This is a genomic window from Myxococcus sp. CA051A (genome assembly GCF_013336705.1).
Classification (GTDB): domain Bacteria; phylum Myxococcota; class Myxococcia; order Myxococcales; family Myxococcaceae; genus Myxococcus; species Myxococcus llanfairpwllgwyngyllgogerychwyrndrobwllllantysiliogogogochensis.
This window is the reverse complement of sequence record NZ_JABUMS010000004.1, coordinates 600809-616664: the sequence shown is the minus strand read 5'-3', so window position 1 is coordinate 616664 and position 15856 is coordinate 600809. Positions and strand designations below refer to the sequence as shown.

At 68.8% G+C, this 15856-nt stretch carries 11 protein-coding genes and 1 other RNA gene; 7 read left to right on the top strand and 5 right to left on the bottom strand.

Annotation, left to right across the window (positions count from 1 at the left end):
• The first annotated feature begins 131 nt into the window (after positions 1-131).
• Entirely contained in the window at positions 132-1736 is a 1605-nt protein-coding gene (locus tag HUA74_RS16020) for a right-handed parallel beta-helix repeat-containing protein (RefSeq protein WP_174455203.1), read from the top strand.
• Here HUA74_RS16020 and HUA74_RS16015 read toward each other — a convergent pair.
• The 3 genes from HUA74_RS16015 to HUA74_RS46815 form a co-directional block, all read right to left on the bottom strand.
• Positions 1713-1898, bottom strand: coding sequence for a hypothetical protein (locus HUA74_RS16015; RefSeq protein WP_141647037.1), 186 nt, complete (start codon positions 1896-1898; stop codon positions 1713-1715). The two genes, HUA74_RS16020 and HUA74_RS16015, sit on opposite strands and share 24 nt — an antisense overlap.
• Before the next feature lie 107 nt (positions 1899-2005).
• Positions 2006-2995: a serine/threonine-protein kinase gene (locus HUA74_RS16010; RefSeq protein ID WP_174455202.1), complete on the bottom strand. Its 990-nt coding sequence runs from the start codon at positions 2993-2995 to the stop codon at positions 2006-2008.
• On the bottom strand, positions 2992-3960 hold the full coding sequence (locus HUA74_RS46815) for a tetratricopeptide repeat protein (RefSeq protein WP_174455201.1): 969 nt from the start codon (positions 3958-3960) through the stop codon (positions 2992-2994). Before HUA74_RS46815 ends, HUA74_RS16010 begins: the two co-directional genes overlap by 4 nt.
• 196 nt (positions 3961-4156) lie before the next feature.
• Between HUA74_RS46815 and ssrS the strand changes: the two genes are divergently transcribed.
• The 5 genes from ssrS (at position 4157) to HUA74_RS15980 (ending at position 8372) form a co-directional block, all read left to right on the top strand.
• Positions 4157-4351, top strand: a non-coding RNA gene (gene ssrS, locus HUA74_RS16000) — 6S RNA.
• Between the two features lie 19 nt (positions 4352-4370).
• Positions 4371-4997, top strand: coding sequence for a 5-formyltetrahydrofolate cyclo-ligase (locus HUA74_RS15995; protein ID WP_141647040.1), 627 nt, complete (start codon positions 4371-4373; stop codon positions 4995-4997).
• A complete protein-coding gene (locus tag HUA74_RS15990) occupies positions 4994-5785 on the top strand; it encodes a TIGR00282 family metallophosphoesterase (RefSeq protein ID WP_141647041.1) in 792 nt (263 codons plus the stop codon). Before HUA74_RS15995 ends, HUA74_RS15990 begins: the two co-directional genes overlap by 4 nt.
• 57 nt (positions 5786-5842) lie before the next feature.
• Positions 5843-7105, top strand: coding sequence for a tyrosine--tRNA ligase (gene tyrS / locus HUA74_RS15985; protein ID WP_174455200.1), 1263 nt, complete (start codon positions 5843-5845; stop codon positions 7103-7105).
• A gap of 97 nt (positions 7106-7202) precedes the next feature.
• Positions 7203-8372 (top strand): EndoU domain-containing protein, encoded by a 1170-nt coding sequence (locus HUA74_RS15980; RefSeq protein WP_174455199.1) that lies wholly within the window; start codon positions 7203-7205, stop codon positions 8370-8372.
• 191 nt (positions 8373-8563) lie between these two features.
• On the opposite strand, the gene HUA74_RS15975 is transcribed toward HUA74_RS15980, so the two are convergent.
• Positions 8564-14629 (bottom strand): alpha-2-macroglobulin, encoded by a 6066-nt coding sequence (locus HUA74_RS15975; protein WP_174455198.1) that lies wholly within the window; start codon positions 14627-14629, stop codon positions 8564-8566.
• 49 nt (positions 14630-14678) lie between these two features.
• The gene (locus tag HUA74_RS15970) at positions 14679-15326 is read right to left on the bottom strand and encodes an RlmE family RNA methyltransferase (RefSeq protein WP_141644925.1); all 648 of its coding nucleotides are present in this window, start codon (positions 15324-15326) and stop codon (positions 14679-14681) included.
• A 76-nt stretch (positions 15327-15402) separates the two neighbouring features.
• On the opposite strand from HUA74_RS15970, the gene HUA74_RS15965 reads away from it, so the two are divergent.
• Positions 15403-15819: a hypothetical protein gene (locus HUA74_RS15965; RefSeq protein WP_141644926.1), complete on the top strand. Its 417-nt coding sequence runs from the start codon at positions 15403-15405 to the stop codon at positions 15817-15819.
• Positions 15820-15856: the final 37 nt, after the last annotated feature.

Genomic DNA, 15856 nt, shown 5'->3' with positions numbered 1-15856 from the left:
ATATCCATCCCCGCCGAACCACGAGCATCCTCCTGTGAATGCCGCGTCCCCCTTGGGGGCATGGGCGCTTGATGAAGGCGACTCCGGTGGAAAGCATCATCCCCACTGCCGACAAATCAGGGGGGCTGCAAATGGGTCAGGGTTCGAAGGGGCTGGGGTTTCTGAGGAATCGGTTCGCGGTGCTCGTGTACGGGCTCGCGCTCGCATGTGGCCCGGGCTCGGCGGAGCTGGGGGCCGGTGACACACAGCGCCCTGGAACGGAGACGGGTGCGACTCGGGTCACCGCGCTTCGGGGTGACACGAGCGCCGCTGGCGACGACCCGGCGCTGTGGGAAGAGCAGATGACACCGCTCAACGCGAAGGAGTTGTTCCGGAGCCAGTGCCCCTCGGCGGCCGACGCGCAGGGCCCCACGCTGTACGTCGCGAACACGGGGCCCCGGGATGCAGAGGCTCCGCTGGGCTCCTCGGACAATCCCTTCCCCACCATCATGGCGGCGGTGAAGGTGGCGCAGCCGGGCGACGTCATCCAGGTTCGCGAAGGGACGTATCCCGAGCAGGTCGCCATCAATCCACTGAAGGCGCGCGCCGGAACGGCCACGTCGCCCATCGTCCTGAGGGGGGAGCCGTCGCGCCGACCTCGCATCGTCCCTTCAACGACCGACGTGGGCAGCCTGCTGGTGCTGAGCCAGCCCTATTGGATCGTCCAGTCCGTGGAGGTGGACGTGCTCGAGCGCCCCTCGTTCGCCGCGCTCTTCGAGGACAGCACCACCTGCTCGCAGTTGACCGACTCCGTGCTCCATGGCGGCCGGGCTGGCGGAGGGGTCGTCGTCAGCGATGCGACTCGCGTGCTCGTCGACGGCAACGCCATCCACGACTTCTCCAGGACGGGCCTCGACTCCCACGGGGTGGCGGTGAAGGGCTCCTCGCGCGAGGTTTTCATCCTGGAGAACACCATCCACGATGCGTCGGGCGACGGCGTGCAGTGCCAGCCCAGTGAAGCGAGGCCGTCCACCGTCTTCATCGAGCGAAACCAGATGTACGACTGCGGCGAGAATGGCATCGACGTCAAGGCGTGTGACGACATCGCCATCTACGAGAACGTCCTCTTCCGCTTCCCCAACCTGGAGCGCTACCCGTGGCAGGAGAAGACCTCCGCCGCCGAGGCGGTGTTGATCCACGAGGACGCGACGAACATCCAGATTGTCGGCAACCTCGTCTTCCAGGCGGGCCGCGGCATCTCCATCGGCGGGACGTCCCCGGTGGACAACCCCGTCAACGTGCTGGTGCAGGGCAACAGGGTGACGGACATCTACAACTTCGCGAACCGGCACAACGGCCAGGGCATCCGCGTCGTGAGGGCGCAGGGAGTGCGTGTGCTCGGCAACCTCATCGAACGCACGGCGGACTCGGGCCTGCGACTGGCCGCGGACGAGCCCTTCGTCGTCTCGGACCTGACCGTCTTCGACAACACCCTGAGGGACATGCGCAGCTTCGTGAAGCTGGGCCGCGACACGTCCCGCCCCGGCCTGCGGTTGGACCGCAACCGCTACGAGGGAGCGAGCGGCATCTTCAGCGCCTTTGGACTCCTGTCCGAAGGTGACTTCGCGGCCTGGCACGGCAGGCTCACACCCTACGGACTCGAACAGCACTCCGTGCGAGTCACACCGGGAGACCCCGATGACCTCCCGCTCCCCATTTTCATCCCCACCGCCCTACCAGTTCTGCTCGGGGAGTGACTTCTCACGCACGTCTTCGTCCGGTTGGCCGTAGCCCGGCATCCCGTCCTCGCGCGGCTCATCGGGCTTGGGCGGAAGCCGCTGGGGAAGGTCCTCGCGTGTCTTGCGCTCGGGGGCGGGCTCTTCGGGCTGGGGCTTCGGAGGCTGGGGCTGGGTGGCCATGGCGATCCTCGGGGTGCGGACATGCACGCTCGGAAGGAAGCATCTCCATCCCCTCGGCCAGAGGGGACTGGGGCCGCGAGCCTCGGCGCGAGCGCGCGCCTGCTCCCCTACTCCGCGCGCGACGTGCCGGAAGGGGGCACCGGCGTGCTCGCGGCTGCGTCGTCACTGGCTCCGAACAGGCCACGCACCACGGCGGCGATGGCCAGCGGCGTGCCCACCCGCTCGTCGTAGTGCGGCGCGAGCGCCTGGGCGAAGGACTCGGCCGAGGGGAAGCGGTCCTCGGGACGCTCGGAGAAGGCGCGCCGCACCACGTCCTCGAGCGCCTCTGGCACGTCCGGGCGCAGCTCCCGCAGCGGCCGGTAGCTCCGCGAGCGGATGGCGTGGAACACCTCGTCCGGCGTGGCGCCGGTGAAGGGACGCTCCAGCGTCAGCAGCTCGTACAACACCACCGTCGCCGCCCACAGGTCCGCCTCCGGGCTCACCTCGCCGAGCAGGGACTCCGGGGACAGGTAGTAGGGCTTGCCCAGCACCTCGCCCTCCTGGAGCTTGCCGTCGACGAGCACGCGGGAGACGCCAAAGTCGCCCAGCTTGATTTCGCCCACGCGGGAGATGAAGAGGTTGGACGGGGACACGTCGCAGTGGACGATGCCCAGCGGCTCGCCCTGCGGCCCGGTGGCGCCGTGCGCGTACGCGAGCGCCTCCAGCAGCACCTTGCCCAGGTACACCGCGAAGTCCAGCGGCAGGGGGATGCCGCGCACCTTGCAGCGGCGGAGGATCTGACCGAGGTCCCGGCCATCCACCAGCTCCATGACGATGAAGTAGATGCCCTCCAGCTCGCCGGCATCCAGCACCGTGACGATGTTGGGGTGGTGCAGCTGCTTGGACAGCTGCGCCTCGCGCGAGAACAGCGACACCGACTCCGGATCCGCCGTCAGCGCTGGCAAGAGCCGCTTGAGGGCCACCGTCCAGCCCTCACGCGAGCCGGACAACACCCGCGCGCGGTACACCTCCGCCATGCCGCCCTTGCCCAGCACGGAGAGAATCTCGTAGTGGCCGAAGACCCGCTGGGTCCTGGGGGGCGAGGGCGTCTGACTCACGGGCTGGTGCTTCCGGCTCCCGCCGACTCGCGGCCCGGCGCGCGCTTTCGATTCTTCGCCTGCCTGGCCTGCTCGATGTCACCGGCCAGCGCCTTCACCAGCGCGGCCTCCCAGGGCTTGGGCTCCTCGGGCTTCCAGCCCAGGTCCAGCGCCCGGCGCAGCAGATACGGAACCCGGCTCTTGTTGCCGGCCATGTCATGCGCATACGCCTGCCACGCATAGACATCCGGCCGCCCGGCGGGCACCGAGGAGATCCGGTTCAGCGACTCCAGCGCCTTGGAGGAGTTGCCCGTCCCCAGATGGCAGCCGGCCATGCCCACGAGCGCGTCCAGGTTGCGAGCGTCCTCCAGGAGCGCTGCCTCGAAGCGCGAGCGGGCGACCTCCCACTTGCCCACCGCGAGCAACTGCAGGCCCATGCTCACGGGGCTTGTCGCCACCACGGGGGGGCGGGCCTCGGCGACCTTCGCCTCGGGGCTCTTCGGCGCCGCGGCGACGGCCTCCTCGGGCTCGTCGGTGGCGGCATCCGGCGCGCTCCCCTGCGCTCCAGAAGCGGCGCCTTCCTCCTCGCCCTCCTCCACCGGCGCGCCGCCCAGGCCCCGCAGCAGCAGCTGCGAGTCCTTCAGCCCCGGAGAGTGGCACCCCTCGGGCAGCCGGAATCGCGCGGTGATGACCGACGACTGGGGGTTGTAGACGGCCAGCACCGGGAAGATCCGGGCACCCACGCACTCGGGTACCCCGGACAGGCACACCTGCACCGTGGCCACCAGGACGTTCCCCTGGAACTCACCGGAGAGGACCTCCGTGCCCGCGGGGAACTTGCAGCCGCCCCCGGACCCGGCGGACGTGCCGACCAGGCGCTCGCCCACCATGTGCAGGTCCACCTGCCCGTAGGTATCCCCCATATAGGGGCCTGCGAGCTTCGGGCCCGCCCAGGCGAGGCCGGAGGTGACGGAAAGAGCCGTCACGAGTCCCTTGTTTAGAAGCGAGGGCGGCATGTGCGGGGTGTGGGGGGCTCCCATCATAGGGGGGCCGTGGCTGGCTTGTAAACGCGCGAGGATGCCTTGACCCCGCCGCTTCCCATCCTTATCATTTCAAAAGGTGGTCGCGAGATTTCTCAGTTATTTCGAGGCCTTGGTGGCACTGTAGCTTTGTTTCAAGGGCTGTCCCCTGCGGGGCGCGTGATGCCCAGCGGAAATTCGAACCGATACGTCCGTTCCGGGGTCCGTTTCGGCTTCCATGTGCAAGCCCTCCCCTCTCACGAGGGATGAGGGAAGCCTGCGGAGGCATGATTTCGGTCCCCACCTGGCTTTTAGGGTTCAATGGACGCTGGGCACACGGCCATGCGGCGGGGGACTTTTTCTGCGGAGCGGCGGCGGTGAGCGAGACGGTGGTGGAAGAGGCGGCGGCGGCGAGGAAGCAGACGCTGCGGGATGAGTTGACGGCGCGCCGAAAGGCGATGACGCCCGACCTCATCGATACGCGGGGTCTCAAGGTGCAGTCTCGATTCCTGGCGACGCAGTACTATCATAAAGCGAGGACTGTGGCGTTGTACGCCCCCATCCGGGGCGAGGTGCCGACACGGGACATTCTCATCGCGGCGTTGCAGGACGAGAAGATCGTCTGCTACCCGCTGTCCCATGTGCACGGGCGGATTCTCTCGTTCCGGGCCATCAAGTCGGAGGCGGAGTTGGAACCGGGCCGGCTGGGCGTCCGGGAGCCGACGAACTCCTCGGACCTGATCGCGGTGGACCAGATCGACCTGTTCGTTGTTCCGGGTCTGGGCTTCACGCGGGACGGCAAGCGACTGGGACGCGGAGGCGGCTACTACGACGCCACCCTGCGCGCGGCCAGTGCTCGCAGTCGGCGGGTGGGACTGGCCTTCAGTGATCAGCTCGTCGAAATCCTGCCTACGACAGGGGACGACGTGGACATGGACCTCGTGGTGACGGAATCCGAGACCTGCCGCGGCCTGTTCCGCGAGCCGGAATTCCTGGATACGTGAAGGTCCTCTTCATGGGAGACGTGGTGGGTCGTCCGGGGCTTCAAGCCGTCCGAGCGCTCCTGCCACGCCTGAAGGCAACCCATGGCGTGGACGTGACGATCGCCAACGCTGAGAACAGCGATCAGGGTGCCGGCATCTCTCCGGAGACGGCCGACACCCTGCTCGCCGCTGGCGTTGACCTGCTGACCAGCGGCAATCACTTCTGGTCCAAGAAGGCCATCATCCCCTGGGTGACGGCCCATCCGGACAAGCTGCTGCGGCCGGCGAACTACCCCAAGGACACTCCAGGACGAGGGCACGGCGTGGTGACGCTCAAGGACGGGCGCGCGCTGGGCGTCATCAACCTGGAGGGCCGCGTCTTCATGCGCGCGCACGACAACCCCTTCGAGGTGGTGCAGGGGTTGGTGGAGGAGCTGCGCGCGCGAACGCCGTGCATCCTCGTGGACATGCACTGCGAGGCCTCCAGCGAGAAGAACGCCATGGGGGCGCACCTGGATGGGCGGGTGTCCGTCGTGGTGGGGACGCACACCCATGTGCAGACGGCGGATGAGCGCATCCTCCCCGGCGGCACGGCCTTCATCACCGACGTGGGCATGTGTGGCCCACTGGATTCGGTCATCGGGATGAAGAAGGAGCAGTCCCTGGCGCGCTTCCTGGGGCAGAAGAACGCGCCCTATGAAGTGGCCGAGCGGCTCGTCTATCTCCAGGGTGTGGTGGTGGACATCGACGATGCCTCCGGACGCGGCAAGAGCATCGAGCGTGTCCGAGTCCACCTTCCGGGCACCTGAAAGTCGCAGTGGAAGGGCCGCTCGCGCGGCGCCACTTTCGGCTAAGGTCCGCCGCCCATGAATCCGGACGCGCTGCGCAAGGCGACCCCCGAGGAGCAGTTCGAAGAAGTCACCCGAGGCACGGTGGATCTCCACTCGCCCGAGGACCTGAAGAAGAAGCTCAAGTACGCGTATGACTCGGGCAAGCCCCTGGTCATCAAGGCGGGGTTCGACCCGAGCCGGCCGGACCTGCACCTGGGGCACTCGCTGCTGCTCACGCGCATGCGACGCTTCCAGGACTTCGGGCACACGGTGGTGTTCCTCATCGGTGACTTCACCGCGCTGATTGGCGACCCCACGGGCCGCAACGCCACGCGCCCCGCGCTCACCCGCGACGAGGTGAAGGCCAACGCGGAGACGTACAAGCAGCAGGTCTTCAAGGTGCTGGACGAGGCCAAGACGACGGTGCGCTTCAACTCCGAGTGGTTGGACCAGCTCGGCACCGAGGGGATGATTCGCCTGGCGTCGCGCTACTCGCTGCAGCGCATGCTGGAGCGGGACGACTTCAAGAAGCGCTTCCGGGAGAACGTCTCCATCGCCATCCACGAGATGCTCTACCCGCTCTTGCAGGGGTTCGACTCCGTGGCGCTGAAGTCGGACGTGGAGCTGGGAGCGACGGACCAGCTCTTCAACCTCCTGGTGGGCCGACAGCTCATGCGCGAGGAGAACCTGGCGCCGCAGGTCATCATGACGGGCCCCATCCTGGAGGGCCTCAGCGCGAAGCTCGTCGAGGGGAAGATCGTCGGCGACAAGATGTCCAAGAGCCTGGACAACTACGTGGGCGTCAGCGAGCCGGCGGACACCATGTTCGGCAAGCTGATGAGCATCACCGACGACCTCATGTGGCGCTACTACCAGCTCCTGTCGTCGCTGACGCTCAAGGAGCTGGGCGAGTTGCAGGCCAAGGTCGCCAGCGGCGAGGTGCATCCGAAGGTCGCCAAGCTGGGCTTCGCGCGGGAGATGACGGCGCGCTTCCACGGCGCCGAGGCGGGGCGCAAGGCGGAGGAGGACTTCGAGAAGCGCTTCGCGAAGAAGGAGCTGACGGCGGAGGACCTGCCGCAAGTGGAGATCTCCCTGGCCGGCGCGGCGACAATGCCCGTGACGAAGATCCTGGTCGAGGCGAAGCTGGTGGCCTCCTCGACCGAGGGGCGGAAGATGATTTCCCAGGGCGGCGCGCGGGTGAACGGCGAGAAGGTGATGGACGCCAAGGCGGAACTGGGGGCCGGCGAGTACACGGTGCAGGTCGGCAGGCTGAAGGCGGCGCGCGTCAAGCTGGTGTGAATTCCCTGGGGCACCCCGACGTCCCAGGTGCCCGAGGAGCCACCCCACCCGCCCCCATGTCGAGGGGCGGGGTGGGATTGGGATAGAGTCACGCACCATGCGTTTTCCCGCCCTGAGCCTCGGCCTGCTGCTGACCGCCCTCCCCGCCCTGGCGGGCCCCGGCGCGTTCGTGTCCGACGTCTCCGTGGACGCGGTGGAGCAGCCGGAGTCATCCAAGGTCGTCTTCACCGTGGAGGCCGGGACGACGTACCCCCTGCTCAAGAAGGGCGGACCCGGGCGATCCTGGTGCAAGCTGCGGGGTGTCTCCACCGAGGGCTGGGTGCTGTGCGAAGGCGCCCAGGAGTCCGCGGTGCAAGCGGCTCCGAGCGCCGCGGTGCTGGCGGCCGCAGACCGTGCGGACTCAGCCCAGCGCGCCCAGGCTCGGCAGCAGATGTTCGCGGCCCGCGCGGATGAGTCGGACGAGGAGCAAGCCGTGGCCGTCGTCGTCTCGGCGCCCAGTGGCGCGGCCCCGCGCTACGAAGGAGCCGCCCCGGCCGCGAGCGCTCCCCCTTCGACGGTGGCGGTGACGTGGAAGGCCGCCACGGGCTGCGCGACGACGTGCTCCCGCAAGCCCCTCTTCGACAAGCGCCCCACGCTGTCGGCGATGGACAGGGAAGTGCTGGCGCTGTGCCCCGCGCGCCCGGATGTGAGCGTGAGCGCGAACGACGTGCGGCGCTTCGTCACCCGCTACTACGACGACCCGCGCATCCAGCAGGCCCTGTCCGCGGCGGGACGCCCGGGCACGCGTCAGCCGAACATCGACTGGCTGACCAGCCTGTGGGTGAGCACGGGTCCGCGCAACGCCTTCACACACGTGTTCTGCGGAGACGACTGGGATAGGGGCCCCATCGGCGGACTGCACTTCCTGCCGCGCTATGCGCAGCTCGAGTCCGAGGGAAAGCTCTGCTACGGCGGCCCGGCGCGCGGGGGCGTGGCCAAGAACAAGGACAAGTACCTCATCCGCTACCAGGGCGTCGCGCCCTGGTCCTGTGGGGAGAAGCGGATGGGCGGCTTCTCCGAGGCCCCGGACGCGGTGGGCATCCTGTCGATTGGCACGCGGGCCTTCGCGCGGTGCTGCGCCCGCGACGGCGCGAAGAAGGAAGGCGGCATCTACGGCGCGAAGGACCTGGGGGACACGCGCTGGCAGATCTGGTGCGGCACGCGCAACGGCACCTACGGCATCGCCACGCTCTACCCCACGGACGACGCCGCCACCTGCGGGGAGTGAGCCCGGCCCTCCTCGGCGGCGAATGCGCCTGTCTTGGCGCGAAGGCGAGCCCCGAGAGGTCCACGCATGACGCCTGCGGCGAGACGGACGTGCGTGGCCTGTAGCCCGGTCACCTGAAAACACCCAGGGCCCGCTCGTGTCTCCGAGTCGGGCCCTGAGTCGAAACCAGGAGGACCGCCGTGAAGCCCGCGCTACTTCGCCGGCCCCACGGTGAGCACCGCGCCCGTCGAGTACGCGGTGAACTCCGGCGCGTACATGGACTGCACGGTGGCGGGACCCACGCGGAAGGTGCCCGCCATGTTCGCGCGCAGCCGGTACTTGAAGGTGTATTCACCCGCGGGCAGCCACTCGAAGAAGAAGTTGGTGCCCGAGTCGCGCGTCTCCTCGTACCAGACGATGCCCAGGTCCCACTTGTGGCGGGACTGCGCGTTCTCCGGCTCCAGGCCCGCGGCACGCGGATCTCTCAGGTGGACGTACTCCGCGGCGTGTTTCGTGCGCAGTGACAGCTGCACCTCCACCTCGTCACCGGGGTTGAGCAGCGCCCCCTCGGCGAGCGGCTGGAGCACGGCCTCGCGGCCCTCGCGCTCGCGGCGGAAGTAGCGGCGCGACACCTGGAAGAAGTCCCCTCGGTCCTCGTCCGGCAGCTTCTCCGTGGAGAAGTGCCATGTGGCCGAGGCGAAGGCGAAGCCCTTCGTCGTCTTCTCCACCACCACGGAGCTCATCGTCTCCGGCCGGAGCTCCGGCCCCGGCACCACCACCTGGTTCTTCTTCCCCGTGTACACGTCCGGCGCGAACTCCATCTGCACCACGCGCGGGCCCACCGTCACCTTCGCGTCCTCGCGGATGCCCAGGGCGCCCTCCGCCTCCAGGTACTTCACCAGCGCGTAGAGCGCCTCGGCCGTGGCGCGCGTGGACTTCCAGTGGTTGAGCTTCTTGTCGAGCAACAACCACTGCACCAGGCCCTCGCGCCGCTCGTCCTTTGGCTTGAGCTCCGTCAGCACACGCAGGGCGAAGGCCTGCGTCTCCGTGGTGTCGTTGTACCAGAGCCAGCTGCGGTCCTCGGGCGCCCAGTAGGTGCCCAGGTCCTCCGTCGTCTTCGACGAGTCCATCACGCTGTCCCAGACCTTCAGCGCGTCCGACTGGCGTCCCGCGCGCTTCAGCGTCAGCGACAGGTAGCCCTTCAGGTAGGGCGAGTGCTTCTTCCAGTGCGTGAAGCTGAAGGCGAGCATCGCCTTGCGCTCATCCGCGGTCAGCGCCTCGCCGGTGTAGCTGGCATCCGGGTACGCGGAGGCCACGTAGTTCAGGAAGGTGATGAACTCCCAGCTCTGCCCCTTCTTCGTGAGCTTCTCCGCGTACTCCTCTCGGAAGTGCCGGGCCAGATAGCCCCACGCGTTGCGCGTCATGTCCTGCGGCACCTCGACGCCGTACTCCATGGCGCGCGACAGGCCGTGGACGATGTAGAGCGTCATGTACGGCGACGGCGGGCCGCCCGGCCACCAGGGGAAACCACCGCTGGACGTCTGTGCCTTGCGCAGCTTCCCCATGGCCGCGTCGCGCTCGGCGCGCGCAATCTTGGGGTCCAGCACCTTCACCAGGTCCTGGTCCGAATCCGGACCGCCCTTCGCCATCTCCAGCCAGGGCGTCTCCTCCAACGTCATCTTCCGATTGGGGTCCACCGAGTCCCAGGTCTCGAAGCGCGTGGGACGCTGGCTCATCTCCTTCGCCATCTTCGCCACGGCCGGATACTTCGCGTAGAGGCTGGCGAGGATGCCGGAGGACACGAAGCGATTGAGCGTCTGCTCCGAGCACTCGTAGGGATAGTTCACCAGGTACGGCAGGGACTGGAGCGCCGCGTAGAACAACTGCGTGTCCACGGTGACGACGAGCTGCTCGTTCACCCGCGTCGCATCGCCCCCCTTCTTCAAGTCGTCGAAGCGCATCGTCTTCGAGCCCGGCCCCTTCAATGTGACGAAGCGCGACTGCGCCAGGTGGACGCGGCCGGGCAGCACGGGCAACGGCCGCAGCTCGCCGTCGCTCAGGTTCCCCGCGCGAGCCTCCACACGGAAGGCCACCGTCCCGACGCGCGCGGGCGTGGTGAGCGGGAAGCGCAGGTTCGTCCCCTTCCCCGGCGCCACCGTGAAGCTCTGCGACGCGCCCTTCACCCCGAACTCCGACAGCAGGCTCTTGCGCGTCTCCGGGTCCACGATGTCCAGCGTGAGCGTGCCCTGTCGCGCCTCTTCCGACGCGTTGTTCACCACCACCTCCAGCACCGCGCGGTCTCGCTCACGCAGGAAGCGCGGCACGTAGGGCCGCACCATCAGCTCCTTCACGCTGCGGGTGGTGCGCTGCACCGAGCCGCCCTCCAGGTCCCTCGTCAGGCCGTGGACCCACACGCTCCACGCTGTCACCGAGTCCGGCACGGTGAACTCCAGCGTCGCGGACCCGTCAGCGCCCGTGAGGAGCTGCGGCACCCAGAACGCCGTCTCGGCGAAGTTGGAGCGCAGCGCGGCTGGTGCGGCCGCCTCGGCCTGGGCGGGAGCGCCTTGCAGCTTGTCCGCCGCGGCGTTCATCTCCTCCATCGGGGGCATGCCGGGCGGCGGAGGTGGAGCCTCGGGCTCTTCCCGCATCGACTTCTCCTTCGACTCGGAGCGAGCCACCGGCGCCGGGCGCGGCGCGGAGACACCTCCGAAGGACTCGAAGGACCGCGAGTTCCCATTCCGGTAGCGTCTGCGCCCTGGCCCTCCCAGGCCGTAGTTGTCCTCGAACTTCAGCCGATCCGAGGTCGGAGGCTCCCACTGGAAGGCCTCGCCATAGCCCTGGGAGACGAGCCACTGCGACTGCCCCATCGACAGGGACGACAGCAGGGACACCGACGACATGCGCGGCGGATAGAGCGAGGAGACACTCGGCGGCGAGTGCGGCGCGAACAGGTCCAACGACTGGTCGTACATATACGCGAGCAGCTCGGCCGCGCCCGCCTCCACCTTCGCGCCCTTGGGGCCCTTCACCGTCACACGGAAGGTCTCCTTCGCGCCCGGGCGGAGCTTGTCGCGGAACGTGGCGAACTCCAGGCTCAGCTCCTTGTTGTCCCACGGGACGAACACGTGCTCGGAGAACTGGACGAGCTGCCAGTCGCGCACGAGCGTCAGCACCGCGGTGAAGCCTCCACGCAGCGCCTCCGTCACCGGCACCTCCACCACCGCCGGCGTCTGGCCGCCCACCAGCGACTTGCGCAGGACACGCTGGTCGCCCTGGTAGAGGTCCAGCATCAACGGCTGGCCCTCGAAGCCGGAGATGGCCAACAACCGAGCCACCTCTCCGACGCGCACGCTCGAGTTCTCCACCGTCAGCGCCGCCGCCAGTGCGACGGGCGCGCGCGCACCCGCGACCAGCAGCTCGCGCGCCACCGTGAACTTCTGCCCGAAGGCATCCGTCGTCTCGTAGTGCAGCCGATAGGCGCCCGCCTTCAGCGAGGGCAGCTTCACGCGCGCGACACCATCCGCGCCGTGCTGCACGGTGCCCTTCGTCTGCTCCGCGCCGTCCTCCCAGCGAGCCATCACGGACTGCGGCTTGTACGTCTGCATCCACCGCGCCTGGAGCGCGTCACCCGGCGTGGGCTTCTTCACCGCGTCCGGGTCCGCCTCCAGGAACGGGAGCGCGGGCTGCGGCTCATCCGCGGGCATCAACGGCTGCGTGGGCTGCTTCAACGCGACCAGGCGCCAGCGTCCCGCGCCCGGCTGCGGCGCGCCGTCCAGGGTGGAGCGCACCAGCCGGACCTCGGCCTGTGAGCCTTCGCGCAGGAAACCCGTGTCCGTGTCCACGCGCCCCTCCACCGCGACGAAGCCCAGGCGGAAGGCCCGACTGGCCGAGCGCGTCTCGCCGCCCTCGTCCGTGGCATCGGCCTCCACGCGATAGCGCCACGTGAGGCCCGGCGTGCGCGCGGAGCGCTCATCGGCCTCCGGGGTGAAGGTCACCTTGAAGCCGCCGTCCTCCTCCACCGACGACGAGCCCGCGGCCACGAGCTGCCGCTGCCGAGAGATGAAGCCGGAGTCGTACCACCACCACCAGGGCAGCACCGGCTCACGGTAGGCACGCCAGCGCACCGTGCCCGACGCCACGGGCAGGCCGAAGTAGTAGCGCGCCTCGCCCTTGAAGGTGGCCGGACGGTTCAGCCGCAGCGGCGCGTCCGCGTCCTTCAGCGTCACCTCGAAGGTGGGCCGCTTGTACTCCTCCACGCGAATCGTGGACGAGCCCCCGGACTCCACCTGCACCGTCCACACGCCCAGCAGCCGCCCCGTGGGAACGGTGAACTCGCCCGCCACCGAGCCGAAGTCATTGGTGCGAACGTTGAGCCGCTCCACCTCCTGGTGGTTCGGGTCGATCAACCTCACCACCAGGCTGTGCTGCTCCAAGGTCTTGTACCGCGCCTGGTCTCCACGCCCTGAGAAGGCCACCACCTTCCACTGCACCTTCTGCAAGGGCCGGTAGACGCTCCGGTCCGTGAAGACCAGGGACGACGTCGCCTCCCTCGGCGGCGAGCGGTTGTAGAAGGCCAGGCCATTGGGCAAGAGCAAGGCCCCGCGTCCCTCGCCCACCACCATCAGGTACGAGCGGTAGCCCTGCCCCGGCGGCGCGGGGAAGGACACGTCACCCTGAGGATTCGTCCGGGCGCGGGCCGCCTCGCGGAAGCCGGTGCGGTAGTCCATCTGGATGAGCCGCACCAACACTTCCGATGCGGGCTTGCCGGAGTCGCCCTTCAGGATGCGCGCCTCCATCGAGTTGCCCTCCACGTTCCGGGTGAGGGCCACCCACGGCGTCACGGCCAGGAAGGTGGCCTGGATGCGGTTGCCCTTCTCCCGGAAGTCCTCGCGCGCGGAGGAGAGGATGAGGTACGTGCCCGTCTCCTTCAGCGGAGGCGTGACGAAGGTGCGGTGCAACTGGAAGTCGGGCGTCGCGGGGAGCTGGGTAGACCACGTCGTCGTGGGCTTGCGTCCCCGGTTGTAGCGCATCAGCTCGTCGCCGGAGGGCAGGACGTTGTAGTCGTCCACCTTCTTCAGCCGCGCCTCGACGTCGAGCAGGAACGCCCGGAAGTAGACCACCGGCACGTTGCGGTGGGTCACCTCGATGGAGCGGCGGTCCGCGCCGTCCGACTGCATGGAGGCGACGCGGAAATCAGGCGCCTCCAGCGTCTCCACCAGCGTGCGGCAGCGCGTGGCCCCCAGCGACTTCGGGTGGGCCTGCATTCCCTCCTTCGCCAGCGCATGCGCGCGCACCGCGTGGCCCGCGGCGTTCTCCTGCTCCGCGAGCAGGCCCTGCCCCATGGACCACCAGGGCACGTCCCGGAACGCGTTCAGGTGCGCGGCCAGGTGTTGACGGATGCGCGCGCGGTCCTCCGCCTCGGAGAAGTGCTGGTGCAGCACCTCGTAGCGACGAAGCCGGGCCTCCAGCGCCGCCTCACGCCGCCCGCCCGTCCGGTGCCACGCCTCCAGGTCCCCCAGCACCGCGGCCACCTTCACCAGCGGGTGGATGTTGGCATCCGTCAGCTCCACCGTCGGCGCGCCCTCCAGCAGCGAGCCCAGGTCCAACCGGAACACCTCGTTGGCCTGCTCGGGCCGCCAGTGCGAGCTGTCCGCCAGCAGCTCCACGCGCAGGTACGAGACGGCGTCGCGCAGCGTGGAGCGGATGCCCGCGGGATAGGTGTTGGGCTCGACGTACTCGGACAGCACCTTCACCGGCTCGGCGCCCAACGACTGCCGCTGCTTCCAGACGTCCTCGTAGGCGCGCTGGGCCTCGGTGAGAATCTGGTCGTACGTCCACGCCTTCAGGTCCACCGGCCCCGATGACGCCACCTGCTCGCGCTGCCGCACCTCCCAGCCGTACGCCTGCGCATAGGTGACGAGCGCGTTGGCGTAGTAGAGGTTCAGCGTCGCGCGAGCCAGCGCACCCTTGGGCCAGGGTTGTTCGCGCAGGAAGCGCACCGCCGTCTCATAGCCGTGCAACGCCGAGCGGAGCTGTACGGTGCGAATCAGCGCGCGCGCCCACTCGGACTCGTCCGCGCCGTTGCGCGCCTGGGCGAGGCGGGCCTCCGCGGCCTGCGCGGCGGCCTCCACCTTCTGGTTCGACACCAGCGCGTCGATGTCCTTCCAGGAAGAGAGCGCCTTGGCCTGCGCCGCCCGGGCCACGGGCGTGGCGAGCAGCAACAGGGACAACAGCGACAGCGCGACAGCGGATGTCCAGGTCCGGAGGGTGTGGTGCATGGTCGGCACTCTAGACACAGGAGGCCGCCCAGGCGTTCCACATTACGGCTCAGGAAGTCGGAGTCGCCTCGCCCGAGGGGGCCTTGCGACGCAGCCCCACCAGATAGACCTCCATGCTGGCGCCGCGCGTTGCCTCGGGGCGAACCACCTTCACTTCCTCGAAGAGGGCGCGCACCTGGTTGCGGAAGTCCTCGAAGTCGCCGCCCATGAACACCTTCGCCACGAAGGACGAGCCCGGCCGGCCCCGCGCCACCGCGAGCTCCAGCGCCTTGCCCGCCAGCCGCAGGCTGCGCGCCTCGTCGGTGGCCTTGATGCCGCTCGTCTTCGGCGCCATGTCGGAGATGACCGCGTCGAACAGACCGTCATGCATCGCGGTCAGCTTCGCGTCGAAGTCGTCCGCGAGCACGTCCAGCACCGCCGTGCGCACGTGCCGCTGCGTGAAGGGACGGATGGCGACGATATCCACGCCAATCACCTGCCCCGAAGCGCCCACGGCCTCCGCGAGAATCTGGAGGAACCCTCCAGGCGCGGCCCCCAGGTCGAGCACCACATGGCCCTTCTTCACCATGGGGAAGCGCTTGATGAGCTCGTCCACCTTGAAGGCGGAGCGAGCGCGAAGGCCCTCCTGCTTGGCTTTCTGGAAATAGTGGTCTTTAGGACGGTAGGGCTTGCCCATGTCAGAGGGGCTCCCTACCATCCGCTACTGTCTTCGGGAAGCCGGAGCGGTCGTGGGTGTCGAGGCCCGCGCAATGGCGGATCCGGAGGACGTTGAGATGGGCACCCGGAGCTTGACGGCAGCGCTGTGCCTCACCCTGTTTTCGTCGGGTGGAGCGGTCTACTGCTACACCCGGGCGGACGCACTCCAGGTCCAGGGCCAGTGGCTGATGGAGCGAGGCACCGCCCAGGCCGAGGATTATGCGCTGCGGCTGGACGGCAAGGCCGCGGACGCCCAGCTCAAGACCTTCGCCGAGCGGCGCGGGGTGATGGAGAAGGCCCACCTGTGGGAGCGGGGCATGATGCTCGGCATCCTGGCGGCCGCCATGGCCCTGGTGGGTGCGTATGTGCTGTTCCTGCTCAAGCGCCTGGATGACCAGCTCCTGGATGCCATGGGCGACCTGCGCCCGTCCTCGCCCCCGTCGGTTGCTCCCTCGGAGCCCACGGGAGCACTCATGTCCAGCCTCCAACGGTAGGACTCCCAGGCGCCTCGGCGCGCTGGCACAATGGCGA